The 25,424-nt window shown below is 52.8% G+C and carries 25 protein-coding genes; 17 read left to right on the top strand and 8 right to left on the bottom strand.

The features are described from left to right. The first annotated feature begins 6 nt into the window (after nt 1–6). From K3T82_RS08725 to K3T82_RS08715, 3 genes are all read left to right on the top strand, one after another. Nucleotides 7–783 carry a zinc ribbon domain-containing protein gene (locus tag K3T82_RS08725; protein ID WP_220193093.1) on the top strand — a complete coding sequence of 259 codons (777 nt, stop codon included), beginning with the start codon at nt 7–9 and terminating at the stop codon, nt 781–783. A gap of 546 nt (nt 784–1,329) precedes the next feature. Then, the gene (locus tag K3T82_RS08720; RefSeq protein WP_236031264.1) at nt 1,330–1,569 is read left to right on the top strand and encodes a hypothetical protein; all 240 of its coding nucleotides are present in this window, start codon (nt 1,330–1,332) and stop codon (nt 1,567–1,569) included. Beyond that, complete coding sequence (locus tag K3T82_RS08715; RefSeq protein ID WP_220193091.1) at nt 1,566–1,976, top strand: hypothetical protein; 411 nt, start codon at nt 1,566–1,568, stop codon at nt 1,974–1,976. The genes K3T82_RS08720 and K3T82_RS08715 overlap by 4 nt, the downstream gene beginning before the upstream one ends. 140 nt (nt 1,977–2,116) lie before the next feature. Here K3T82_RS08715 and K3T82_RS08710 read toward each other — a convergent pair whose 3' ends face one another. Both K3T82_RS08710 and K3T82_RS08705 read right to left on the bottom strand, forming a co-directional pair. Then, nucleotides 2,117–2,704, bottom strand: a complete 588-nt coding sequence (locus K3T82_RS08710; RefSeq protein ID WP_220193090.1) for a DUF3090 family protein — start codon at nt 2,702–2,704, stop codon at nt 2,117–2,119. A 182-nt stretch (nt 2,705–2,886) separates the two neighbouring features. Further along, on the bottom strand, nt 2,887–3,867 hold the full coding sequence (locus tag K3T82_RS08705) for a D-2-hydroxyacid dehydrogenase (protein ID WP_220193089.1): 981 nt from the start codon (nt 3,865–3,867) through the stop codon (nt 2,887–2,889). 327 nt (nt 3,868–4,194) lie between these two features. On the opposite strand from K3T82_RS08705, the gene K3T82_RS08700 reads away from it, so the two are divergent. From K3T82_RS08700 to K3T82_RS08660, 9 genes are all read left to right on the top strand, one after another. Beyond that, a complete protein-coding gene (locus tag K3T82_RS08700) occupies nt 4,195–4,416 on the top strand; it encodes an AtpZ/AtpI family protein (protein ID WP_220193088.1) in 222 nt (73 codons plus the stop codon). Between the two features lie 123 nt (nt 4,417–4,539). Then, the gene (atpB, locus tag K3T82_RS08695) at nt 4,540–5,448 is read left to right on the top strand and encodes a F0F1 ATP synthase subunit A (RefSeq protein ID WP_220193087.1); all 909 of its coding nucleotides are present in this window, start codon (nt 4,540–4,542) and stop codon (nt 5,446–5,448) included. A 171-nt stretch (nt 5,449–5,619) separates the two neighbouring features. After that, complete coding sequence (gene atpE, locus K3T82_RS08690; protein ID WP_220193086.1) at nt 5,620–5,832, top strand: ATP synthase F0 subunit C; 213 nt, start codon at nt 5,620–5,622, stop codon at nt 5,830–5,832. Nucleotides 5,833–5,980: 148 nt separating this feature from the next. After that, nucleotides 5,981–6,532, top strand: a complete 552-nt coding sequence (gene atpF, locus K3T82_RS08685) for a F0F1 ATP synthase subunit B (RefSeq protein ID WP_220193085.1) — start codon at nt 5,981–5,983, stop codon at nt 6,530–6,532. Further along, complete coding sequence (gene atpH, locus K3T82_RS08680) at nt 6,532–7,119, top strand: ATP synthase F1 subunit delta (RefSeq protein ID WP_220193084.1); 588 nt, start codon at nt 6,532–6,534, stop codon at nt 7,117–7,119. The genes atpF and atpH overlap by 1 nt, the downstream gene beginning before the upstream one ends. A gap of 290 nt (nt 7,120–7,409) precedes the next feature. Then, a complete protein-coding gene (gene atpA / locus K3T82_RS08675) occupies nt 7,410–8,942 on the top strand; it encodes a F0F1 ATP synthase subunit alpha (RefSeq protein ID WP_220193083.1) in 1,533 nt (510 codons plus the stop codon). Between the two features lie 11 nt (nt 8,943–8,953). Beyond that, nucleotides 8,954–9,847 (top strand): ATP synthase F1 subunit gamma, encoded by an 894-nt coding sequence (gene atpG / locus K3T82_RS08670; RefSeq protein WP_220193082.1) that lies wholly within the window; start codon nt 8,954–8,956, stop codon nt 9,845–9,847. 66 nt (nt 9,848–9,913) lie between these two features. Further along, nucleotides 9,914–11,335, top strand: a complete 1,422-nt coding sequence (gene atpD, locus K3T82_RS08665; protein ID WP_220193081.1) for a F0F1 ATP synthase subunit beta — start codon at nt 9,914–9,916, stop codon at nt 11,333–11,335. Between the two features lie 3 nt (nt 11,336–11,338). Next, complete coding sequence (locus K3T82_RS08660) at nt 11,339–11,797, top strand: F0F1 ATP synthase subunit epsilon (protein WP_220193080.1); 459 nt, start codon at nt 11,339–11,341, stop codon at nt 11,795–11,797. A gap of 157 nt (nt 11,798–11,954) precedes the next feature. Here the strand turns inward: K3T82_RS08660 and K3T82_RS08655 are convergent, their stop codons facing one another. Beyond that, a complete protein-coding gene (locus tag K3T82_RS08655; protein WP_220193079.1) occupies nt 11,955–12,974 on the bottom strand; it encodes a hypothetical protein in 1,020 nt (339 codons plus the stop codon). A 493-nt stretch (nt 12,975–13,467) separates the two neighbouring features. Continuing rightward, complete coding sequence (locus K3T82_RS08650) at nt 13,468–13,758, bottom strand: hypothetical protein (protein WP_220193078.1); 291 nt, start codon at nt 13,756–13,758, stop codon at nt 13,468–13,470. A 370-nt stretch (nt 13,759–14,128) separates the two neighbouring features. Here K3T82_RS08650 and gpmI point away from each other — a divergent pair, with 370 nt between their 5' ends. Next, nucleotides 14,129–15,712, top strand: a complete 1,584-nt coding sequence (gene gpmI / locus K3T82_RS08645; RefSeq protein ID WP_220193077.1) for a 2,3-bisphosphoglycerate-independent phosphoglycerate mutase — start codon at nt 14,129–14,131, stop codon at nt 15,710–15,712. 145 nt (nt 15,713–15,857) lie between these two features. On the opposite strand, the gene K3T82_RS08640 is transcribed toward gpmI, so the two are convergent. The 3 genes from K3T82_RS08640 to K3T82_RS08630 form a co-directional block, all read right to left on the bottom strand. Further along, nucleotides 15,858–16,811, bottom strand: coding sequence for a hypothetical protein (locus K3T82_RS08640; RefSeq protein WP_220193076.1), 954 nt, complete (start codon nt 16,809–16,811; stop codon nt 15,858–15,860). Nucleotides 16,812–16,936: 125 nt separating this feature from the next. Next, the gene (locus K3T82_RS08635) at nt 16,937–18,772 is read right to left on the bottom strand and encodes a glutamate mutase L (RefSeq protein ID WP_220193075.1); all 1,836 of its coding nucleotides are present in this window, start codon (nt 18,770–18,772) and stop codon (nt 16,937–16,939) included. Between the two features lie 15 nt (nt 18,773–18,787). Further along, nucleotides 18,788–20,452 (bottom strand): hypothetical protein, encoded by a 1,665-nt coding sequence (locus K3T82_RS08630; protein ID WP_220193074.1) that lies wholly within the window; start codon nt 20,450–20,452, stop codon nt 18,788–18,790. 221 nt (nt 20,453–20,673) lie between these two features. On the opposite strand from K3T82_RS08630, the gene K3T82_RS08625 reads away from it, so the two are divergent. The 3 genes from K3T82_RS08625 to K3T82_RS08615 all read left to right on the top strand — a co-directional run bounded on the left by K3T82_RS08625 (nt 20,674) and on the right by K3T82_RS08615 (nt 22,805). Then, complete coding sequence (locus K3T82_RS08625; protein ID WP_220193073.1) at nt 20,674–21,135, top strand: RusA family crossover junction endodeoxyribonuclease; 462 nt, start codon at nt 20,674–20,676, stop codon at nt 21,133–21,135. A gap of 182 nt (nt 21,136–21,317) precedes the next feature. Further along, the gene (locus K3T82_RS08620) at nt 21,318–22,277 is read left to right on the top strand and encodes a DUF92 domain-containing protein (protein WP_220193072.1); all 960 of its coding nucleotides are present in this window, start codon (nt 21,318–21,320) and stop codon (nt 22,275–22,277) included. 42 nt (nt 22,278–22,319) lie between these two features. After that, nucleotides 22,320–22,805: a hypothetical protein gene (locus tag K3T82_RS08615; protein ID WP_220193071.1), complete on the top strand. Its 486-nt coding sequence runs from the start codon at nt 22,320–22,322 to the stop codon at nt 22,803–22,805. A 76-nt stretch (nt 22,806–22,881) separates the two neighbouring features. Here K3T82_RS08615 and K3T82_RS08610 read toward each other — a convergent pair whose 3' ends face one another. Then, nucleotides 22,882–23,250, bottom strand: a complete 369-nt coding sequence (locus K3T82_RS08610; RefSeq protein ID WP_220193070.1) for a DUF4870 domain-containing protein — start codon at nt 23,248–23,250, stop codon at nt 22,882–22,884. A gap of 324 nt (nt 23,251–23,574) precedes the next feature. Here K3T82_RS08610 and K3T82_RS08605 point away from each other — a divergent pair, with 324 nt between their 5' ends. Continuing rightward, nucleotides 23,575–25,344 carry a bifunctional lysylphosphatidylglycerol flippase/synthetase MprF gene (locus K3T82_RS08605; RefSeq protein WP_220193069.1) on the top strand — a complete coding sequence of 590 codons (1,770 nt, stop codon included), beginning with the start codon at nt 23,575–23,577 and terminating at the stop codon, nt 25,342–25,344. Nucleotides 25,345–25,424: the final 80 nt, after the last annotated feature.

Raw genomic sequence — 25,424 nt, 5'->3', positions numbered from 1 at the left:
GGCAGGATGTCGCAAAACTACGTCGTCCCTAACATCTACCAGGATCTCAGCAACCAGTCTCAGGGCTACTTTGCCTTCCGTTTTACCTGCCAGAGTTGCTACTGGCAGGTTGATACCAGGCCGGTTCGCTCATCAGTAAGTACAGCCAGCAATGTTATGGACATTGGTATCGAGATGCTTAATGGCTTCTGGGGGCGTGCCGCCGAGGCTGGTCAGAAGATTTATGGAACCCAATGGCATACCGAGCAGGCTGAGGCACTCCAAAGATCGTGGGCGGAGATTCAACACAATTTCCATACCTGTCCGCGTTGCTACCAGACTGTATGTATGCGCTGTTTCAACGTTAGGCTGAATCTGTGCACACGTTGCGCTCCTGATCTCAAAGCCGATGGTGCTCAGTTCCAGCATGAGTTGAATATCGATGCTCAACGCAAACAGATAGAGTCTCAATATCAAGCACCCCAATTCAACGTCAATATTATTCCCACAGCCGCGACCCCTGACCTTGTGGCATCCCCTCCTACACATGGGCATCTAGCTTCACCTCAGATGTCAAATCTCCCACCAGGTGCATCACCCTATCAACCGGTGCAAGCCAGTGGGCAGGTGCATGGAGTTCCCTGTCCTACCTGCCGCCGCATGGGAGTACCTGGCAAGTTTTGCCAGGACTGCGGCACAAAACTTCCTGCCCGTGAAGTCATCTGTCCCCATTGCACGCAAGCTATAGAGCCAGGCACACGTTTTTGTCCCGAATGTGGCGCAAAACTTCAGGCCGCAACCTGAAATAGAATGAGCGCATCAATTCAAATAGTTGTTAAGTAGATCCGCAAGGTACCTGGTAAGACATTGGTCTCACTAGGTACCTTGTTTGCATGAGTATTAAGCCTGATAGGCCGCTAAAGAAGACAACGTTTACTTGACTCAGGCAAGCGTGCATTATGGATTGACGAATAGAGAGCAGTCGCGTAAAATAGTATTAATGTACGTAAAGTGCATGGAGCTTCAGGGTATGCCGCGTTGTGTCTGAATGTATTGTTGTAGTACGTCGAATGGTATAAAACCCGAGGGGAATCACTTATCGAGACAGGGGATGCCTCTGATTATGCTTGCAGGAAGCGCCTCTGAAAACTGCTCGATGGTATATGGCTCATGCGAGTCTTGGAGCCTCTCCTCTGTAGGAAACGTTGGTATACTTGTACATAGAAACAGGTATGACACAAGCTATGAGGCTCTCATCTCTTCGGAAAAGCGTTCTTGAGTTGTCCTAGAAGTTCGTTGGAAGCTGCCATCTCGCATGGCGTAGACTACGAAGGAGGAACGACTGTGGGTATGTTACGGGTGATGTCACGGCGTGGTGACGACCGTCTCACCTGGGACGAACAGAAGGTTCTAGCGGGTGACGCCGAAGCCCTTGCCGCTATTCGAGAAGCTGAACACATCTTTGCGCAAGAGCGAGCCAGGGGTGCGACGGCCTTCCGTATCGGTTCAGGGAAACCAGCAGAGCGCATTGAGCACTTCGACGCCACTGCGGAACAAATTGTACTGGTCCCGCGAGTTGTGGGTGGATGATCCCGGTACAACAAATTCTGACTGCTCTGTGCTGGCTCGCTATTCTACTGGCTATCTCGCCTATGATCTGGCTTATCGTACAGCCTTACGTAAAGGGATGGTCGCGAGCTGAGCGCAGGGCCACCAATTTGCTGCGCGATACGCTTACGCCTGAGCAATTCCACCAGCTTTTCTGGCATGGTTACCTGGAAGTTCCCAGTCCCACGGCTCCGCATCGAGTGTATCGCGTGCCCAGGCATAATGGTTATGTGCAGGTTTTTGAAAACGGTCATGCAACCATGCGCCTCTGCCTGCAACCCGTAGAGACCCTGCCTGATGGTGACGTGGTTGTATTGCACAAGTTGATGATAGAGGCAAACGAAGAGACATACCTGCAAAAGGCCAACAAATATCTCTGTGTTGAATAAAGTGGTAGCCTGACTGCCATTTTGCAGAGAAGAATCAAATGGTCTGGCTTCTTTTGACCCCTTTCAAGAGAAGCGATATGGTATCAGGTATTCGTACTCAGTAGAGTAAGAAAGAGGAATAGGGGCGTTGTATAACGCTCCTATTCCTCTTCATCTTCATTCTGAAGCTCGACCTGCGTGATTTTATGATGTCCGTTCTGCTTTACACAAGCGTGGGGTCCGCCATCGAGAGGCATATGGCAGAATGGACAGACCGGCCTTCCTGCCGCTACGACCAGGCCAATGTCGTTGGAGAGTTCCAGCGCTGCCTGAGGTGTAAAGCGGAAGACTACTGCGTCGTCTTCGCGTATCAGGGCTCGCGGCTCTCCCTGCTCTTCAATGATTTCTAGTGGAGCCAGGCTTAAGAGGAATGTCTCTTCATGCTCATCAAAATTGAGCTTAATTTGCCCAACTTGAAAGTCGTAGGTTGGATGAAGAGGAAACTCGCCTGGCATACCGCCAGGTGAAGGGAGACCACCCGGTCGAGCCTCCAGGCGCAATACTTCCCCCTCTGCAATCACGCCAAGAATGCGCTCCAGCGTTTGCGCAAGCGTGTTCAGATGTTCCTTCTCCATCCACATCACGGCTGAGCCATGTCCGCTTTGCACAAATAGGCGGAAGCGGCGCTGCCCTGGAACCCCAACCGAGTCAGCGCCGAGGACCTCAGCGCGCCCAAGATCAATGCTCATTCATGCCCCTTCTTTCCAAGACTGAAAATGATTATCCCTTAGTATGAAAACCTATGGCAGTATTTAGAAGTCTAGAGCTCTTCCTATTATGTATGTAGGCATTGAGCTTTAGCCAATGCCAGTCACCACGGCTCAATCCCTTGGCATACTGTTCCCAAATGGAGTGGTTTTCATCTAAGATCTTAATAACCACGTGAGGGTTCATACATATTGTGTAGCGGCTCGCCAGCGCGATAGCGCCGCAAGTTGTCTGCGAAAAGTTCTGAGAGGCGCTTATTATAGTGTACACTCTCACCCGAAATATGGGGAGTGAGGATGACATTCGGTAACGAGAAGAGCGGACTATCGGCGGGTAATGGTTCTTCCTCTGTCACGTCTAAACCTGCGCCTCCGATCCAACCCTCGCGCAGCGCCGTGATAAGCGCGCGTTCATCGATCACGCGCCCACGCGCGACATTGACCAGGTAGGTATGTTCACGCATCGCATGTAATTCTGCTTCCCCGATTAGATGTTCACTCTCAGCCGTCAGTGGCACGGCAAGTACCACATAGTCGCATTGGTGCAGCATATCGTGTAGTTGGCTAATGGGGTAAAGTTGGTCGATATTTTCCTCTGACTGGTTGGCGTTTACTGTTCGCTTGGTTGCTAGAACACGCATGCCAAAAGCCTTGCCTAGATGGGCGACTCGTCGTCCAATACTTCCCAGACCCACAATACCCAGCGTTTGTTCTGCCAGCTCTCGTCCTCCTAGTTTATACCAATTCGCGCTTCGGGGCCAGAGATGGCGATCCTGTAAACGAACCATCGCGGGCCAGGTTCGATTGTACATCAACATACTGGCGAAAACATACTCACCGATAGTTATAGCGTGAATGCCAACAGCAGTGGTAACGCGGACGCCGCTCTCGGAGGCGAGTATCCCACTCAGGCGCAAACCATCGACGCCCGCGCCCGATGCCTGTAACCAGCGTAAATTGGGTGCCAACTTGCGCCAGTTCGCGGGTAACCAGTAAGCACAGAGGATTTCTACCTCCCGTAGGCTTTCACGCAACTCGTCACTATCACCAATATAGCGAATCGTACTTCCCGCGGCCTCGCTCAAGCGCTGCTGCGCCTCAGGCGAAAAGGGAAAAGTACTTGCTACTTGAAGTACTTGCGTCATACTAAAACTCCTCACTCCTTTGTCAGGCTGATGGTAGATGCTACTACGCCACTTGCAGTCTAACGAAAACAGCGCCTCTTGGCAAGAGCTCCATTACGATCACCTGCTATGTTCAGAGGTAGATAGCACACCTTGGTGCACTCACATTTTGTCCCTATATCCGCCATGGGAAAGGTGCTTGAAGAGCCCTTTTCACCCCTTAAAAAGAGATGTTTTGAGCTCAAGAAAGGGACTTCCAGGAATATATAGCTACCATTGCAAAAATTTTGTCGCCTGTGCTATAATCCCATAGGTACAATAAGAAGAGAAGATAGATGGGATTTTTCAATGAAGCGACAGCCGCCGCACCCAGTTTGGGAGAATCTGGCGTTAGTTGGACAACTCGGCTTCACTATCGCAGTTCCCATTATTCTACTTGCCATTGTAGGAAATTTACTCGATGGCTGGCTTCATACCAGACCATTATTTATACTGCTCGGGCTGCTGCTTGGCCTGGTCTCTGGCATCTACGGAGCATACCGTTTATTGAAAAGCTCACGGGTCTTATAGGTTATTGTCTTCCTGGTCATATACAAGGATTGCTAGCCTCCCCCGCTCAAGAGAAACGGAATCGCTTATCTATCTGACAATGAGATCCAGCATGCAGAGTCCGCCGCAATTGGAGGACGCCGCGTGAATCTCTGGAGACTTCCTCATGTGCAACTCGCACCGGAAATCATCTTCACGATTCCAGGTATAAACTGGCCGGTGACCAATACGCTGTTCTGTACCTGGATTTCTATTGTCGTACTTGTTCTGCTCTTCTTTTTCGCGACGCGCCGTGGTGATATGGTCCCTCGTGGCATCCAGAATGCTGCTGAGGCTCTGATAGAGTTCTTGATGAACCTGTCAGAGAGCATCACAGGCAAGAAATATGCGCGTAAGTTTTTCCCCCTTGCCGCAACATTCTTCTTCTTCATCCTGGTCTCTAACTTGCTCGATGTCATTCCTGGCGTCGACTCGATTGGCTCGATCAGCATGGAAGAACTGCACAAGGTGGGCGCTCAACCAAGCCTGTTCCTGTGGGGCGATGCTTCGAATGCGTTGATCCCCTGGATTCGCCCTGCCACCACGGATCTGAATCTGACGATCTCGATGGCGCTGATTGCGGTTGTGACCGCGCAGTGTGTTGGCTTCGCGACGCTTGGTTTCAAAGAACATACTATGAAGTATGTGAATCTGCGAGGTCTGCTAAAGTTCTCGCTGACCGGCTTCATTGAGTTCTTTGTAGGTCTGCTTGAGATTATCAGTGAGGTCAGCCGCATCCTTTCGCTGGCTTTCCGTCTCTTTGGTAATATCTTCGCAGGCAGTATCGTGCTGGCGGTCTTCGCCTTTCTGCTGCCGGCTGTTGCGAACGTCATCTTCATTCCATTTGAGCTGTTTGTGGCAGCTGTACAGGCATTCGTCTTTGCGCTGCTGACATTGATCTATCTACAACTTGCTGTGACAGGCCACGGCCATGAAGAAGAGCATGGCGAGGTTGAATTAGGTCAGGCGTCGGCTGAGGGCAGCCATGCAGCTCAGGCGGTAACAACTCACTAGGGAAGCAGATTCTGGCTCGTAAGAGCTTGCTACCTGGATGACGCCTCGTTATCGTCCCATCCTTATCGTACCATTTCAATGTGTTTGCTACTCGCGGATCACTCTGCGATTGCATAGATTAATTATACATTAAAATAAACTGGGCTTTTGTCCCAGGGAGGATTTTTTCAGATGAAAGAACTCGCTATCGCACTCGCCATCGGTCTTGGAGCACTCGGTCCCGGTCTCGGTATTGGTATCGCTGCCGGTCAAGCATATAGCGCCATGGGTCGCAACCCTGAAGCCGCTCCTGTTATTCAGACAAACCTGATTCTTGGTCTGGCCTTCGCCGAAGCCATCGCCATCTATGCCCTGCTGGTTGCCCTGCTGCTCAAATTTGTCTAGCCCTGAAATTATTTTTCTGAGGCAACCTTACCGCGTTACACAGAGACACAGCCTGTCGTGAGGCATGAAGAAGGCCATTTCGATGAGCTGCGTCTCCGTGTCGCGTATGGGGACCAGTCATGGCAGACCGCCATAAGGAGGCAATAACATGCAGTTTGCAATGCATGCACTTGTTTTCGCTCAGGAGAGCGAAGGCAGCAGTGGCGGACTTGGCATCAACGGAGCGTTCTTTATCTCACAGCTTGTGAGCTTTGGTATCGTCTTTTTGATCCTGTGGCGTTGGGGTTTCCCGGCCCTTCTCAAGATCATGGACAAGCGCCAGGCCATCATTCGTGAGGGTATTGAGAACGCCGAGAAGGCCAAGAAGGATCTTGCCGAGGCCAACAGCCGCTCTGAGCAGATTTTGCTTGAGGCCCGCAGGCAGGCCGCCGATACTATTGAGCGCGCCAGCAAGAACGCCCAGCAAGAGGCCAATCGCATTATTGAAGAGGCCCAGGCTCGCGCTGAGCAGGTTGGTCAGCAGCAGGTCGCGCGTATTCAGCAAGAGGCCAATCGCGCTCGCAATGAGCTGAGCCGTCAGGTTATCAACCTCTCGATTGAAGCAGCCAGCAAAGTTGTCAGTAAATCGGTCGACACCACCGACAACCGCCGCCTGGTGGAAGAGTTTATCGTTGCTACTGATCAGACGAGGAACAACTAATGTTAAAAGGAGCGATAGCACGCCGCTATGCCGGAGCCATGTTCGAGCTTGCGCGCAAGCAGAATACGCTTGACCGCACGCTCGAAGATGTACAGGAGATCGGACGCCTCTTTTCCATTCGGAAGCTGGCGTATCTCCTGCGTGAGCCGAAGGTTCCGGCGAAGCGCAAAGAGATCGCGTTACGCCAGGCTCTTGAGTCTAAGGTGTTGCCGACATCGCTCAACCTCGCACTGTTGATCGTTCAGCGTGAACTGGTCGACGCTATGCCCAATATTGCCGCCGAACTCGAACAACTGGTTCTGGACTACCGCAATCAGGCCATAGCTGAGGTGACAACGGCAAAACCCATGGATGACGAACTAAGCGCGCTTGTGCGTAAGGCCCTGGAGCAACGCACCGGCAAGAGTGTCATTATGCGTACTCGGGTTGATCCGATTATTCTGGGTGGTGTCGTGGCTCGTGTGGGAGATCAGGTCATCGATGGAAGCATTCGCTTCCGCTTGCATGCCCTGCAACAGCGCTTGCTCAATGATGCCGCTTCTAGCAGCCAGGATTTTTTCTCTGAGGAAGAGCTTGTCACTCGCTAAGGCGAGGGCAATCTCTTCCTTCTATACGCTGGTAGAGCTACCCTTTACTATCCAGGCGTTACGCATGGATACGTCTCGTAGAGAAGACCCCTGTTCCGCTTTCGCTCACTCAGGCGCAGTCATCTCATTGGATGCAGCTTGAAGCGATGAAACGCACAATTGAACCAATAAACAGACGTATATAAACGACCTACTAGAAACAACACTAAGGTCTTATGCGAAAACCAATGCCGCTCTCGTGGTTAGCGTAGAAGCGCTCAGGTTTTCTAATAAGGAGTAGGAGGATTACGATGGCATCTTGGGCTGACGAAATCAGTGCCATCATAGAGAAAAACATCGCAGGCTTTGGGACTGAGACGACTGCGACCGCGAGCGTTGGTACCGTTATCGCGGTACAAGACGGTATCGCCCGTGTCTATGGCCTGCAAGATGTAAAATATCTTGAGTTGGTAGAATTTCCTCGCACAGGCCTCTTTGGCCTGGCGTTTAACCTGGAAGAAGAAACCGTAAGCTGCCCAATTCTGGGTGACTACACTCAGATCCGCGAGGATGACGAGGTTCGCACGACCGGTCGTATCATTGAGGTCCCGGTTGGCGATGCCTTGCTCGGTCGCGTGGTCAATGCCCTGGGACAACCTATCGATGATCGTGGCCCTATTGCCACAGACAAGACCCGCCCTGTCGAGCGCGTCGCCCCAGGCGTTATTACTCGCCGCTCGGTGAACACGCCTGTACAGACTGGTATCAAGGCCATTGACAGCATCATCCCTATCGGTCGCGGACAGCGCGAGCTGATCATTGGTGACCGCCAGACTGGTAAGACCGCTATCGCTATCGATACGATCATTAACCAGAAGGGTAAGAATCTGCTCTGTATCTATGTGGCTATCGGTCAGAAGAACTCCTCTATCGCGCGTACCCGCGCCATTCTGGAGCAGCATGGCGCGATGGAGTACACCATCATTGTAGCCGCTGGCGCTTCTGATCCCGCTCCTTTGAAATACCTGGCCCCATACACTGGTTGTGCGATGGGTGAGGAGTTCATGGAGACCGGTCGTGATGCTCTGATCATTTATGATGACCTGACCAAGCACGCTGAAGCCTATCGTAACATCTCGCTGATCATTCGTCGCCCTCCGGGACGTGAAGCCTTCCCTGGTGACGTCTTCTACCTGCATTCTCGTTTGCTGGAGCGCGCCGCACGCCTGAACGAAGACTACGGTGGTGGCTCGCTGACCGCTCTGCCAATCATTGAGACCAAGGCTAATGACATCTCAGCCTACATTCCAACCAATGTCATTTCGATTACCGACGGCCAGATCTTCCTGGAAACTGACCTCTTTAATGCCGGTCAGCGCCCAGCCTTGAACGTGGGTCTCTCGGTCTCGCGCGTTGGTAGTAGCGCTCAGACTAAGGGCATGAGTCAGGTTGCCGGTACCCTGAAACTCGATCTGGCCCAGTTCCGCAGCCTCGCGGCCTTCGCGCAGTTCTCGTCTGACCTGGATAAGGCTACCAAGGCCCGTATTGATCGTGGTCAGCGCCAAATGGAAATTCTGAAGCAGCCGCAGTATAGCCCGGTTCCCATCGAGAAGCAGATTATTATCATCTATGCCGTGACCAACGGCTACCTCGACGATATCGCGCTGGACAAAATCGCAGAGTTCGAGTCTGGTCTCTACCGCTATCTGGATGCCAGCCACCCAGAAATCGGGCAGGAGATTATTGAGAAGTCTGTCAAACAGAAAAACAAGATGTCACCCGAATTCCTGAAGAAGCTCAGTGCTGCCATCGAAGAGTATAAGCAAACCGCCCTGGCGCGCTAGGAGGCAAGCTGATGGCATCTATTCGAGAAATTAAAGGGCGTATCCGGTCGATTAGCAATATCGCCCAGATTACCAAGGCCATGCAGATGGTGGCGAGTAGCAGAATGCGCCGTGCTCAGGAGCGAGTCGAACACTCTCGACCCTACTCTGATCAGTTGCGCGAACTCGTCTCTCGTCTCGCGGCAGTGGCAAGCGAAGAGCTGGACGATGACCTTGCCTTGCTGAAACAGCGACCTGTGCGCAGAATCGGCTATATCGTGATTTCGCCTGATCGTGGTCTCTGCGGTGCTTTGCCTAGCAATGTGAATCGCAAACTTGCCTCCAGTGTGCTGGAGGAGCAGCAGCGCTTCGCGGAGAATGGCATACAGCCCGAAGTGGATATGGTTGCCGTTGGACGTAAGGGCCGCGATTTTGTGATACGCTCCCAGCAGAATCTGGTTGCAGAGTTTGTGAACCTGGGTGATCAGCCATCCATGGGTGACGCGCGTGCAATCACGCAGGTTGCTGTAGATTCGTTCTTGAACGGCGATGTAGATATTGTATATCTCGTCTACCCGAAGTTCATCAACACCGTATCACAGATTCCAACAACCATCCAGTTGCTGCCAGTCCAGCCTCCTACCAAGGAAGAGGATGAGCAGAGCCAGAAGCAGGACTACATCTATGAGCCGGATGCACCGTCGATTTTTAAGGCGTTGCTGCCACGTTATGTAGATACATTGGTCTATCAGGCACTCTTGGAAAATATTGCTAGCCAGTATTCGGCTCAGATGGTAGCGATGAAGAACGCGACTGATAGCGCGAACGAACTGCTTCAGGATCTTACTCTGACGTATAACAAGGCTCGTCAGACGGCTATTACGACCCAGATCCTTGAGGTTGTGTCTGGCGCGGAAGCCATGTAACATCGCTCGAAAACAGCAAGCATACTTGTAGAGACCGGTATCACTGGTCTCTATGTGGAGAAATATATGACAACAACACCTACTCGCACAAAGGGTAAAGTTGTACAGGTCATGGGAGTTGTGGTTGACATCGAGTTTCCTGCCGACCAACTCCCTGAGATCTACAACGAGGTGCGTGTACGCCTCCTGGGCGCGGAAAAGGACCTCTCCCTTGAGGTAGAGCAGCACCTTGGTAACAACTGGGTGCGTTGTGTAGCCATGGGTCCAACCGATGGCTTGCAGCGTGGCGTGGACGCTATCGACATGGGCGAGCCTATCGCCGTTCCTGTAGGCCCAAAGACCCTGGGACGTATCTTCAACGTTCTGGGTCAGGCTGTGGATAACAAAGAAGAGGTTGAGGACGCGCCCCGTCTGCCTATTCACCGTCACTCACCCTCGTTGGAGGAGCAGTCCTCCGAGGTCGAGATCTTCGAGACTGGCCTAAAGGTTATTGACCTGATCTGCCCCTTCATGAAAGGCGGTAAGATTGGTACCTTCGGCGGCGCTGGAGTGGGCAAGACCGTTACCATTCAGGAACTGATCAACAATATCGCTAAGGGTCATGGTGGCTATAGCGTTTTCGCTGGCGTCGGTGAGCGCACCCGCGAAGGCAACGACCTCTATCATGAAATGATGGAAGCTGGCGTGCTGGATCGCCTGGCAATGGTCTTTGGCCAGATGAACGAGCCTCCTGGTTCGCGCCTGCGCGTGGCTCTGACGGGCCTGACAATGGCTGAGTACTTCCGAGATGAAGAGGGTAAGGACGTTCTGCTCTTTATTGATAACATCTTCCGTTTCACTCAGGCTGGAGCTGAGGTATCAGCTCTGCTAGGCCGTATGCCTTCCGCTGTGGGTTACCAGCCCACGCTGGCTGAAGAAATGGGTGAGTTGCAGGAGCGCATTACATCGACGAAGAAGGGCTCAATCACGTCGATGCAGGCTGTCTATGTGCCTGCTGACGACTATACCGATCCTGCTCCAGCGACGACCTTCGCCCACCTGGACTCAACCATCGTGCTTGAGCGCTCAATCGCTGAGAAAGCGATCTTCCCCGCCGTTGATCCGTTGGCTTCGACCAGCCGCATTCTTGATCCTCAGATCGTGGGTGATGAGCATTATAATGTGGCTCGCGGTGTGCAGAAGATTCTCCAGCGCTACAAGGAGCTACAGGATATCATTGCCATCCTGGGTGTCGATGAGCTGTCCGAAGATGATAAGTTGATCGTTACACGTGCTCGTAAGCTTGAGCAGTTCCTCTCGCAGCCTATGACCGTGGCGGAAGCCTTCACCGGTCGCGAGGGTCGCTATGTGAAGCTCAAGGACTCGATTCGCAGTTTCAAGGAGATTATCGAGGGTAAGCACGACCACATCCCTGAGAACTACTTCTACATGAAGGGTGCGATTGATGAGGTCGTGGCTGACTACGAGGCCGATCAGCAGAAGGGTTAAGCCATGGCGACAACGACACCACGCAGGACTCTGCATGTCGAGGTTGTCACCGCCGAGCGTGAGCTCTATAAGGGGGAAGCGACCCAGGTAACCGCGCCTGGTGCGGATGGCGAGTTGGGCATTCTGCCTCAACACGCTGCCCTGCTCACCTTCCTCGTTCCTGGGGAGCTTCGCATCGAGCTTGGTGATGCCGAGGAGCCGTTCTTTGTCTCAGGGGGCTTCCTTGAGGTCTCGAACGACCGCGTTGTGGTGCTTGCCGATTCCGCTGAGGAAGGTGAGACCATTGACGAGGCACGTGCGGTAGAGGCGCGTCGCCGCGCTGAGGAGCGCCTGGCCGAGGTACAGAGCCAGACTGAGCGTGCGGAACTACAAGCCGCGCTTCAGCGGGCCCTCAGCCGCATCAAGGTTGCGGAGTACGCACGCCGCCGGAATCGCCGCCGCATCGACATTGCAGGCAGATAATAGCCGATCCACTGGCAAGGATCACAATGCCCCTGGTTTCACTATGAAACCAGGGGCATTGCTTTGTCCAGATATCCCATCTATAGGCGGCATATCTGGACAATGAATAATGAATGGGCGGAGAGATCGATGCCTCTCCGCCCAATTTAAATTCTTATTAGAAGTCGCCGCCACCGCCACCGGAGTCGCCTCCACCCCAGTCGCTGCCACCGCCGAAGTCACCACCGCCGCCACCCCAATCGCCACCGCCACCGGAGTCACCACCACCCCAGTCGTTGCCGCCACCGAAGTCGCCGCCTCCCTCATTGCCACCGCCGAAGTCACCATTGTTATCATTGTATCCTTCGTCACGGCGCTCGTGCTCGCCTTGATTTCTACCAAGTTCGTAGCCGAGGAGACCACCAGCCGCAGCACCGAGACCACCAGCCGCCCAGGGGTTCATGCCACCGCCACCCTGGTTATAGTTGGGGGGATAGGGCTGTCCATACTGATCATAGCCATATCCTCCGGGTGGGGGCGCATTACGGCGACCGAACCAGCCATTACCACCACCGAAACCTCTACCACCACCGAAGAATCCACCACCGTTTCCACCGCCTCCGCGACGCCTGCGGGCGAAGACAAAGGCTCCGATAATGAGCAGGGCGATCAAGCCGATGCAGCAGCAGAGCCCACTGCTACTATTGACAGGGTTTCCGCCACCTATGCCCATGAAGTTGCCCCCGCTGGCATTGCGCAGGGAGCCAATAGCTGCGATGGTTCCGTTGGTATAATTGTTGCTTCCAAAGTTACTGCTAAAAGCTTTGGTTGCATCTGTATACTGGCTGCTCGAGATCTTGACGTCTGAGCCGCCGGCGAACCAAAGGTAATGCTGTGTGGTGAGAATCGCCATCACGATCTCATTCTTGCTGCTTACCTTGCTTTTAACCTGATTTTGAAACGCTGATTTGGAGCCACTAAAGTTGTTAATGGTATAGATTGTCAGGTTATAAGGCAGCGATTGAGCTTCGCTCATCACGCGTCCCCGGTCTAGCACGCCAGCGTTATCGTATATTCTGGCGGTGCCCGCGAAGGCACTGAGGGAGGTCATGAACACCAGAGAGAGGGCGGCGACGAATGCCACCAACCCCTTGCCCAGGTGTGGGTCCCCAAATGGCCGTATCTTCTCTCTACGCATACCAAAAGTCCTTTTCGACTATGTTATTACTCTTCTTCTTGCCTCTGTTATATCTACAGGTGCAACCTTTACTCTCTGGCCCATGTGTGAGCTCTTGAGTATTATGTGACGACAGTTGATCGTCTAGCATATATAGCTTCTGTGTTGTTCTCGACTATGCAACACTTTTCTGTATACACAAACGAAGCTGTGCCACTCTTATCAAATGAACGTCTGGGAGACGCTATTCTGGTAGTTGCTATCTGCCCCCAAAAGCTCTTCTTATGCGTAACGATACCAGGCAAGCAGAAGGCATTCCCAGCAAGCATGCTTATTATACGATCAAGCGCTCATTTTTGACTCTTGTACAGGGTGATGAGCACTTCTCTCTCGTATAGACAATACGTATGGACAGGCCTATAAGTTTGAATTTAATGAAGGATAATGCTAGAGCAAGGGTTAAACAGGCAAGCAAAGGAAAATGGATGTGCGCCTGACGCTTTGAAAGCTCTCTCTAGCTTTCTTCTTTGGGGGCATCCTTCTTTGGTACTTCCCAGAAGTTGCCGCCGATATCCTCTCCACGCGGATCGACGCCAGTCTCGCTTGCTGATGGCACACCGAGCCGCTCGGCGATTTTTTTATCTTTCAAGTTGATGCGTGCATTGGGGCTTGATGTGTCTACCTGATGTGTCTCTCGCGCTTTGCGTGCTCGGTAGGTTCCAACTAGGATTAAGCCTAGAATCACAATGAACAGTAATATGATTAAACCTAACCAGAGCGGTAAGAGATTTGATCCCGTATACATACGCCACCTCATATCTTTCTTTAGTGTATGTCGTTCTTCTGTTTGAGTGCGCTCAGTGCTTTAGAACAGGAGTGTGGTTAGCTTGTAGTAAAAAGCTTTAGCCGCAGCAGACGTAAATGGGCTTGAAGAGTGTCTGGTAAGAGAGAAGATACACATTCCACTAGCCCTGACACGAATGGATGTCTTGCTTTGATACAAAGGGGCAATGCTCGCAAGTCTATGTGGTGCGCGACGCTGTTACAATCTGTTACAATGTGGGCACAAACGGAAGCATATACTACTTTATCCTCTTAGACGAAAGCCCTTGTTACTGTTGCGTTTAGCATTGTGCATTCTGGTTTTCAAGAGGTTAGTATTTGGAGTTTTTTATATGAGCATTACACCATCTGGGCAGAAGGGTCCCTTTGTGCTTGTCATCATGGACGGGTGGGGCATCAATCCGCGTACTGAGGGAAACGCTATTGCTCTAGCGCGTACGCCTAACCTTGATATGCTAGGGCACGAATGGCCCAATACGGCGGTGAAAACTTCAGGAGAGGCTGTTGGCCTGCCAGATGGGCAGATGGGCAACTCCGAGGTTGGACATCAGAATATTGGCGCAGGCAAGCGTGTCTTACAGGATTATACGCGCGTGAGTGAGTCGATTCGTGATGGGAGCTTCTTTCAGAATCCGGCTTTTATCAAAGCTATTGAGCATGTGAAGCGGAATAACTCACAGCTTCATATTTGTGGGTTGCTGGGTGATGGGGGCGTACATGCGCATGAGAGCCACCTGGAGGCGCTGCTTCGCCTGGCAAGCACGCATAATCTGGAACGCGTCTACATTCACGCGTTTAGTGATGGTCGAGATGCCTCTCCGACTGGCGGAATCGAGTTTATGAAGCGCTTGCAGGCGCGAGCCCTGGAGATCGGAGGCGAGCATGCCGCGAAGGTCGCGACCGTCTCTGGCCGCTACTACGCGATGGATCGCGATAATCGTTGGGAGCGCACCGGGAAGACCTATTTCGCGATGACGAAGGGTGAGGGGCTACGCGCGAACTCGGCTCTGGAGGCCATTCAGCAGTCTTATGATCAGCAGGTAACAGATGAGTTTATCCTTCCGACAGTGATTATGGAGAACGATAAGCCGGTCGCAATGGTGCAAGAGGGAGACGCTGTAATCCATTATAACTTCCGGCCCGACCGCGCGCGCCAGTTGACGAAGGCATTTGTACTGGCGGAGATGTCGCCGCAGGCTGTGGAGAAGTTCGCGCGTGGCCCACGTCTGGCGGATTTAGCCTTTGTGATGATGACCGAATATGAGGCAGGGCTGGACGCTGAGGTAGCTTATCGTGCCGATAAGGTTGAGATGCCACTGGCACGTGTTATCTCAGAGCATGATATGCGTCAGTTCCATACCGCTGAGACGGAAAAATATGCGCATGTAACCTATTTCATCAATGGTCGGCGCGAAACACCTTTCACGGGTGAGGAGCGCGATTTGGTTCCCTCGCCGAAGGTACCAACCTATGATTTACAGCCAGAAATGAGCGCGGCAGGTATTACAGCCACAGCGATTGAGCATATCCGTAGCGGCGATTATGGCTTTGTGGTAATGAATTACGCTAATGCTGATATGGTTGGGCATACAGGTGTTATTGATGCGACGGTCAAAGCTGTTGAGGCCGTGGACCGGGGGGTGGGTCAGATCGTTGAGGCGACCCTGGCTGTGGGTGGTAGTGTCCTGATTACTGCCGATCATGGCAATGCCGAACAACTTATTGAGTATGATACCGGCAAGCCGTTTACTGCTCATACCACTAATCCTGTCCCATTCTACCTGATCTCACCTACGCTGGCGCAGGCAAAACTGCGCACAGATGGTATTCTCGCCGATGTGGCTCCTACTCTTCTGCATATCATGGGTCTCGCACAGCCTCAGGAGATGTCTGGACGCTCGCTAGTAAAGATATAGCAAAAGAAATTACCGGGGGGCCCTGTCAAGTTGACGGAAGAGTTGGTCCTACCCACTCTTCCTACTTTTACACTAAAGACTTGACAGTTATCCACAATTTCTTGCGAAAACTGTGGATAACTCTGAAAAATTGTGGATAACCTCGTTATCCAATTGGTTCCAGGCTGGTTAGGGGGGTGGTGATATGTGAGCCGCTTTCGAGGTGAAGGCGTGCGGCACGGGCGCGAATACCGGATGGGAAGATTTGCTCATAGAGGAAAAAGTGATCAATGATTCCTACGAGACCAGTATATTCTCCATTGCTCACACGCACATGTGTGCCCAGGCGCAGGGTAGGATCTGGTTGCATGGGTTGCCAATCCGCGCGCTGGCTCTCGCTCAGAGGTAGTGAGATGGTCAACTCAGGCACCAGGGCATGGGGAATTGAGGTGGTACCATCAAGCAGGGCAAATCCTCCTTCGTAGCGCCTGAGCAGGTTTGTGATCCGTTCGGGCATTGTGAACTCGCCTGGTCCCTCGGTCAGAAGCAAGGTAAGAGGGGGGATATGGGTATAGGCTTGTTCGATATCGCGGTGCATTGAGAGTTGGATGATATCTGCGCGTAGAAATCCTTCCAGGTCGCGCACAGAAGCGCTACTGGCAATGATGCCATTCACTCCCATATCAAGAGCCTGGCGTAATAACGAGAAGCTGAGAGGCCCTGGCACAATGAGAATAGTATCGTGCAGCGAGGCAGGGATCGAGCGCCCATTCCAGAAGGCCAGGCGCCCCACAACTTGATAGCCAGCGCCTAACCGGCCCTGAATGACAGCCGCGCGACTCTCAATCACTATGCCCCTACGAGGTGTGAACTCAACGACATGTCCACGCAAGCCAGCTAGCATAGGATGGGGAGAAGCAGGAGAGAGCCGGGCGACGCGTGTTGGCGTTGACGGCTCTCTCATTATTTGGTCTTCTTCGATGTATAGAATGGGTTGATCAGGAAGCACATCCTGACCAGGCTGAACAAGGGGTCTCGCATGGTGCAAATACCTACCAGGCCAGCGTTCTCGCTGCACCTGGAGACGTGGTATCATTGACCAGCCAAGAGGTAAAACCATCGCTTACCCTCCCGGTACACCTTGCGATCTGCCTGTGGCAGTCTAATGGTTCTACGAACATCTGAGCGTGTAAGCACTCACCAAACTATTGATGCAGGTTTTCGTTCGAGGAGCTCCCTTCCATATTAGACATTTAATGCCTGAGCCCATTGAGTAAGACGCGCGTGCCGCTCAACTTCCTCAGAGGGAAGAGCCAGGGGGCGCCCGCGCGCGTCGATAATCAGCCCAACCAGCCCCCCATCTATCTCTTCAGCCGCACGAGCGCGCTCGCCGGGTCCAAGCCCTACGTCCACAGTGGGCGCGGGGAAGAGGGTTAATAATGCCTGTTCATTGACCTTGAGAGGTACAACCTCTATCGAGCCAGCCATGACATCGACATTAATCTGACGTCCATTACTATATTCTACACCTACGCGTACAGCCAATTCACCTGGTTTAAGATCCCCATAGGGAATGACGCATGTTCCCAGACGATGTGAGACCGCATCGTTTTCATTGACCTGGACAGCGACGATAGGCGCAATGGTGGCGACTGCTCCTAATTGTGAGATCAACATCGTGCGATCCAATACCAGTGAGGTAATGCCACGGGGCTGAATTGCATCAAGCAGCATCATCGCGACCTGTCCATATTTGGGCGTATGGGCCAGGAGACCGCCAGTTGCCAGAATAAGATCGGGATTGAGATTCTCGCTGTTGGCTTTCTGTACTTCATCCATCGTTAGTATCAGTGCCTCGCGAGCGAATGCTTGGCAGAAAGCCAGTTCGCGTGAACCTGTCGGGATTGAGGCTGGTTTGGTCATTTGGTTGACGGTGAACTCGCGAATCTCGTCTTCGGTTACCACAAATGGTAACCAGCGTGCGATCCTTTGCCACCCTGTCTGGCGTAAGACCGCGCTTAGACCCGGGCCAATGCCGATGCCAGAATTGACTACAGGGATGAACTCGCCCTGTTCACCCGCCAGCATGGCTGTAGTGGTTAGAGCACCCACATCCACGGCTGCCACGTTCATGGCATAGTGTTGAGCCAGAAAGCGAACCAGACTACTGAGTGAGGTAGCGGTTGCAACTGGCGCAGATCCAGACCATTCTTGTAGGCGTTGATAGCCAGTCAACTTTTGGATCACGTTGCGTTCATGAAGCGAGCCAACCGCCATGCTGACCTGTCCTAGTTGGGTTTGGGAGGTCAAAGGTTCAAGTCGCGTCATTTCCGATATACCGCCAACCATGCGTTTTACTGCATCGGTATATTGGGGAGCTCCTGCATAGAGAGTGGGGGGACCCGGCTTTGAGCTCTGTTTGGTTGCATTGACGAGCAATTGGCAGGCTTCCTGAAGGGGGCTCGGTCCAGCTGGACCATCCGCCATCCCAACAATCAGCGCGCCCTGGGGCTGAAACTCACGCATACTGGCAAGCTGACGCTCCCATTCTTTTGCGATTCGATCCTGATTCCAGGGCTGCTCACTGCCAGGAGCGCCAACGGAGAGAGGAGCCTTTGCCATCGCGGCTTGAAACGAAGGAGATGGGATGGAATGCATCTCAGCATATAAGCCGGAGATGGCCTGAGCCACAAGATTTTCGGCTGTGGTATCGACCGCGCCCAAAACGACCAGGCGCAAAGGGCCTCCCGCGCTCACCGTCGAGATGAATGCATCGACTCCGTCGCCATTTGACTGCTCTGGTGTTAGAATGCGCCCATTCTGGATGAAGCGCCGTCCGGTAATAAATTCGATTGTATTGAGCGCCTGTATAACGCCCAGTGTAATATCATTTTGAGGAGGTGTTGTGGTTGTTGGCGCTTCGCCACGCGCCATCAAACGATACTGACCCTCGACGAGCCCAAAAAGCGAGACCTTCGTGAAGACAGTCCCACAATCAGCTACTAGCAGCGAGTTTGTGACCGCTGGTGGCTGATTGTGGGCTGGCCCCTGTCCTCCTTCAGGATAGGGATTAGTGTTCATCTCTCTCCTTGTATGTTAGCGGAAGAATAGTTCGCGAATCGCGTTAAACAGGCCACGCTTGGCAGGCTTCTGCTGTTCCATGCGAGGTGGCTCGGGCATAGACCCGAACCCGCCTTGCGAAGGCGTGAGATTGCCGGGCATTCCAGGTGAATTTGGGGCAATGCCGCCCATGCTGTAAGGGTTCTGATTAGCGGTGGGAGCCGTCCCATAGGCATAGGGATTGTTGTACACACCAGACATGCTGTTCCCTTGCTGCTGTGGCTGTCCCATTATACCAGACATAGAGCCTTGATTTGCCAGAGCCCCGCCTGTATTATACCCTCCTGGCATGGAGGGTGGGCCCGATAGAGCGCCGCCTACGTTGTACTCTCCTGATTGATGCATGGGTTTGGGTTCTGGCGGCATCCTACCAGGGGCATTTGCGATATCACCCATATATGGCGATGGATTGCCCATCATAGGTGCTGGGCCAGGCTGCTGTGGTGGCTGAATTGGCCCCTGGGGTGGTTGAGCGGGATAGTTTGGCGCGACGGAGGCCACACCAAGCATTGAAGCAAAGACGTTTGCGGCTACTTCACTACCCTCAGTTGCGCTCACTTCGCTGCGTGGGCGGCTTGGTACACGCATGTTATCAGCCCCTCGTTGCCCTGGCTGTAGAGCGCTTCCCTGTAGACCACCTGTGGGATTTCCTGATGTATAGCCGTCACTTTCGCGCATCCAGGCTGGCAATGCATTCACATCAATGAATGACGATGCAGAGATTCCCGTACCCTGAGCCGGTTGAGCGTTTGCTACGTTACCCGTTGGCTGTTGCGACTTTTGCTGACCTTCGCTCATCCAGCTTGGGAGCGCATTTGGATCGACCAGCGATGCCGCTGAGAAGCCTGCTTGAAGAGGCTGGCTGCTCTGGACCCCTGATGTTCCGCTCTCACCTTCCTTCATCCAGGATGGTAGTGCCTGGGGATCAATCAACGAGTTCGCTGATAGACCTTGTCCGATAGCCTGCTCAGCTGTCGGCTCAGGAATCTGAGGTGTAGGCTGTGGCGCGGCTGGCATCGAAGGCATTGAGACTGGTTGAGGGGTTTGCGCGATGGGTGGCAGCACGGGTGTGGGCTGTGATTGAGCGGATGAGGTGGGTGTTTGTGGCTGCATGTTGCGCATCCACTCCGGTAGAGCATTGGCGTCAACCAGACTTGAGGCTTGAAAACCCTGGGCTGGGGGCATACTCTGGCTGGGCTGACCATTCTCACGCATCCAGGAGGGCAGGGAGTTCTCATCAATCAACGAGTTTGCGGTTAGTCCTTGCCTGGGGATGCTTCCCTCACCAGTATTTGACGCTGGGAAACCCGCTGAACGCAGCGGTATCTCGCCTGTTTCGCCACGCTCGGGATCCATCCAGGTTGGAAGTGCGCCCTGTTTTTGCTCCATCAGGTCGGCGGCGCTAAAGTTTGAAGGGCTTTTAGGTGGAGCGGCTGGCATCTCGCCTGCCCGCAAGGATTCGAGCCAGGCAGGTAGCTCCTGTTGTCCCTGTGCTCCACGGCTTACATTTCGGTTCTCTGCTGGCCAGTTCCCCTCCATGGGTTGAGCATTTTCGGCGTTGCTAGCGAGTGGCGCACCACACATCTGGCACTTCCCCATACTAGCCTGGGAGACATTCCCACAACGGTTACATCGGATCACGATAACTCCTCACTTTCGCCAGTTCTCGCTTGTTCTTCCATGAGCAACTTTGGTTGCTAACTCTTTCTTACATGAGACTACTAGCTCTACTTAGACAATTAAACTGCTCTGTTGCGCGCTTGTTTAGATAATTGCGATAAATCTTACATAATAAGGCATGCTAACATGATACAATAGACGCGACGTTCATTCCAAAAGTACTAGTCAACTGGAGGTGACTTATGACTGAGCAGCCATTGAGGGTTCCGAAAACACCCAGGCTTTTACCTACCGTCTTGCGTCTTAACCTCCCACTACCGCCAAGTATCAATGAGCAGTATGCTACCGTCAATGGTCGGCGAGTGAGTACCTCGGTTGCGCGTCGCTTCAAGCGCCAGGTACGCGATGCATTACATACCCTGGAGCGTGAAGGGCTTCTGGATAGCGCGCTTCAACAACGATTTCATGAGGGCTACCTGGCCCTCTTTCTCGACTTCTTCTTTGCCACTCCGCTCAAACGCGACCTGGATGGCGGTCTAAAAATCACCCAGGATGCGCTGTGCGAAGGCCTAAACATCAATGATAATCGCATTGTAGACATTCATCTTTTGAAGCATATTGACCCTCTACACCCTCACCTGTACCTTGAGCTTGAGGTTATAGAGGATTGGCAGTTTGATCGAGAGTATGTGCTTCTTACCTAACTCTCTTTGCTGTGCTTGCTCCCTTTTTAATGCGCGTCTCTATGATAGAACTGATTAGCTTCGGTTTCTGTAACAAGACTCACTCTTACAGCTGTGTTTCTCCCGAAAACCTGAGCATGTCAGCGCTCGCCGCGCTTTCCATGAGGATGGGTTTTCGTCTAAAATCGTATGAGGTCCATTTCATGTTTTTGAGATCGTTAGCCTCTCCTTATTGTAAGATATTGCGCCTGGTTCGGCGACCCACCGCCCAAAAGCTCGACGGTGAAGCAATGCGGTCGCTTCCAGTCGGTCAGGCGACTAGAGGCCGGCCTCTAGTCATTAGTCGTCTCGCGGCGGGCCTTATACTCAGCAGTAGCATAGGACTGCTGGCCTATTGGCGTCGCTCGCTTAGTCGCAGCGGAGTCGCTGGTGCTATCATCGCTGGCAGCACGACTTTCGGGCTAGGAGGAACAACCTGGGGGTTCTCGCTGATCTATTTCTTTGTCTCCTCGACGCTCCTCTCTCATTTCCGCGCGCGTGAAAAGGCCGAGACGGCAGCAGATAAATTCAGCAAGGGCTCAAGGCGCGACTTCGCTCAGGTTATGGCTAATGGTGGCGTAGCCTCCGCGCTTGCGACGTCTCACGCTTTGGTATCCACATCTCAGGCGCGCCAGACGTTGCATGCAGGCTATATCGGTGCCCTGGCGACCGCCAATGCGGATACCTGGGCGACCGAAGTGGGGGTGCTTAGCCCCCACACCCCACGTTTGATTACGAATGGACAACCTACAGTGCCAGGAACATCTGGCGGTGTTACGCTCCTGGGGACGGGAGCCTCGGCGGCAGGCGCGCTTTCGCTGGGTCTCTTTAATTGGCTCCTACGTCCCCGAGATCGCCTCGCGCGTCATCTCCCGCTCATTTCCCTGATTAGTGGGTTGGCTGGGAGCCTCTGTGATAGCCTGCTGGGTGCGACGGTCCAGGCCATGTATTATTGCCCCACCTGCCAGAAGGAGACTGAGCGCCTTGTACATAGCTGTGGTACTTCTACTCGCTTCTTGCGTGGACATCGCCATATCAATAACGATGTGGTGAACTTCCTGGCTACGCTTTGTGGGACCATTGTCGCCATACTCGTTGAACGAAGCATGCGTAACAGAGCATAGTGCTCTTTACATGAGTTACATATACTGACAGTGGGAGATTATATGACACATAGACTCTTGAAATACCTTGCTCGCGATTGGCGGCCAGGGAGAGCCGCCAGTGCTGGACTCCTCGCCACGCTTGTCTATAGTATCGCCATGGAGGGTGATAAATACTTTATAGGGAACCACTTTAATGATGTGCGCTTCCTGGAAGGGATGCTTGGTGGGGTGAAGAAAAGCAAGCGTGTCACGATATTTGCCTGGTTGGTGCACCTACTGAACGGTGTCGCCCTGGCGGAAGTGTATGCTGCCGTGGTCAAGCGCTGCTTGCCGGGACCAGGCTGGCTACGAGGATTGATATTTGGAGAGGCGTTTGTCGCCGCTATCTGGTGTCTCACGCCGCTTGCTGATAAATATCATCCCCTAATTCGCCGGGGCGAGATTCCACGCCTCTTTAACTGGCGTTCGTTCTGGCAGAATTTGGTACGCCATGCTGCGTATGGTATCTCACTGGGCCTGCTTTATCCTAATGAGGCGCGAGCATAGACGCGAAGAAATAGGGGTAATATACAGGCCTTGAGCGTACTATAGAGCCTGTATATCATCCCTCGCTATTGTGGGGTTAGATGATGTGGCGAACCCATGCACCAATAAAAGGCAGGCGGTAATCAGGCTTGAGCCAGGCCATAATAAGTAGCCAAACCCAGAGGAAGAGCCAGAGCCACCAGAGTATATCAACCAGTAGCCCCAGGCCAAAACTGGTGATCGCGCCCAACAGGGGAATAAAGGACAGCATCGTCTTCATCATGCTGACCCCATAGATAATCAGGCTGAGCCCACCAAAGGTAATCAATGATTGTAACGCGTGCCAGCGTACATTGCGGTTCTTCTCTAAAAAGAAGAAAAAGAGGCCAGATATCCAGCAAAACACATAGGCTAGTACACGCTCCGTGCGTTCGCTCAGGCCCAGCGATGTTGTTCGATGCATCATAAGACAACGCCCTCAATTCTATTGATATACGGCCACAAAGATATCTGCCTAGCGCACGCTCCAGGCTGTGGCTTCTTGCTTATCTTCTATACGCAACACATCCTTTGTATGTTGCAAATGGGTGTGATATGCAAGAGCTTGTTGCGTAAGTGTGAGAGCCCTATCCTTGGGGCTCATAATAGGACTATAGCTAATATGTTGGATACTATTCATGCTATCTTAATGAACACATAGATAATAGTAGGAGACGCATATAATTTGCTCAGTAATATGGTTAGATAAATGTTAAAACAGAGAGGCACTACTGAGAACTGTGACACTTTTATGCAAGTAGAGAAAAAAACACTTTCGCGATGGGATACCCAGCCTTGGAGGCATATTGTACGTTATATTCTGGCCTTTGTGACGGGCCTGGTTGGCGTCTCGGATATGCTCTCGGTCTTCATGCCTAAAATAAGCGGGCTCTTGCAACTATGGAGCTGGCCTATGATGCTTTCCCGTACACAGTTGCGGGCTCAGATGCTCACCGTTGTTGTGGGCTTCTTCTTGATTATGCTCTCCTATGGCCTGGCTCGGGGAAAACGCCAGGCATGGGGGATTAGTATTGCTCTCCTACTCATCTCAGCCATCTTCCTGCATGTGTTGCGGGGTGGCTCAATCCTGGCAACACTCACTGCCCTGGCTCTTGCTCTGCTCATAGCCTGTTCCGCGCGCTTCTTTCAGGCGCGTAGCGATCCGCCATCTTTGGTTCGAGGCTACATTGCTCTGCTTTTAGGGCTGGGGATTGTCGTCTTTTACGCGATTGGTGGCTTCCTGGCACTCTTCGGTGATCTGGAGCCAATTTCACAGCGTATCGGCTTTACTGGCCTGATCTTGCATATTTTTACCCGAGCTCACCTGCATGTGCCGATCACGTCGCCAGCCTTTATATTCGCGCCGATTCTCCGTGTGTTGTGCCTTAGCGCTGTGCTGTATGGTATGAGCAAGATCTTTCGCCCAGTTGCCTCGGTCTTCCTTCCCGAGCGTCATGATCGTCACAAGGTTTGGGAGCTTACTCGCTTGTATGGCAGGAGCTCTATCTCCTATTTCGCGCTCACTGATGAGAAGTCCTATTTTTTCACGGCTTCCAGGCGTATTGTGATTAGTTATGTCCTGGTAGGAAGCACTGCCGTTGTCGTGGGAGATCCCATTGGGCCAGAGGCGGAACTGCCTGGAGCCCTGAGTGAGTTCATGGAATATTGTACTACCCAGGATTGGGCGGCCGTCTTCTGGCAGGTGCGTTCTGAGCTATTGACCCAGTATCGTGCTGTTGGCCTCTACCCGTTGAAGATTGGTGAGGATGCCATACTTAACCTACAGTCCTTCACGCTTAAGGGGGGAGCTATGGCGAATGTGCGATCTAGCGCTAAACGAGCGGAGAAGGAGAGTATCCGTGTTGTCTTCTATCAAAACCAGGTGACCGATGCCGAGTGCCTGCTCCAGATGGAGGCCATTTCGCAGCGCTGGCTTGATGAGAGGGGGGGATCTGAGATGGGCTTTAGTATGGGCCATTTCGATCCATTGGGGCTGGGTGAACAAATCTATGCAGTAGCGGTCGATGAGCGGAACAGCGTACATGCTTTTGTTTCCTTTGTACCGATTTATAGTCGAAATGGCTGGGGTTTAGACCTGATGCGCCGTGCGGAGCAGCCTGCGCCTGGAACGATGGAGCTGTTGCTAGTGCGCTCAATTGAGTATCTTAAGAACATGGGCGCGACGATGATGAGTCTGGGTCTGGCACCGCTCAGTAATGTTAACATCGATGATGATACCTTTCTGGGAACCAGCATCGATTTTCTCACTACCCGCTTTGGCGACCCTGCGAAGAACCAATCCCTCTTCAATTTCAAGAAGAAGTTTCACCCTGTATGGGAGAGTCGCTTCCTGGTCTACTCAGGCGCGTTGAGTCTGCCTAAGATTGGGTGGGCACTCTATCGCGCGCACCAGGATGTCTCGATGCTTGGTGCAGTCCGCCAAACTATTGCGCATAAGCTTCGGCAACGCCGCCTGAAGCGGCTTACACTTCCCAAGGTTGCCGCTAGTGCTACTTCTTGAGTACAGAGCTATGGAAGAGGACAGCACTTGCTGAAGCCAACACATGAAGTTGAGCGATTATGCGTTTAAGGAAGATGCGT

Source organism: Ktedonospora formicarum (assembly GCF_016587355.1).
In the GTDB taxonomy this organism is placed as follows: Bacteria; Chloroflexota; Ktedonobacteria; order Ktedonobacterales; family Ktedonobacteraceae; genus Ktedonobacter; species Ktedonobacter formicarum.
Note: the sequence above shows the minus strand (reverse complement) of the source record. Positions and strands in the feature narration are given on the sequence as shown.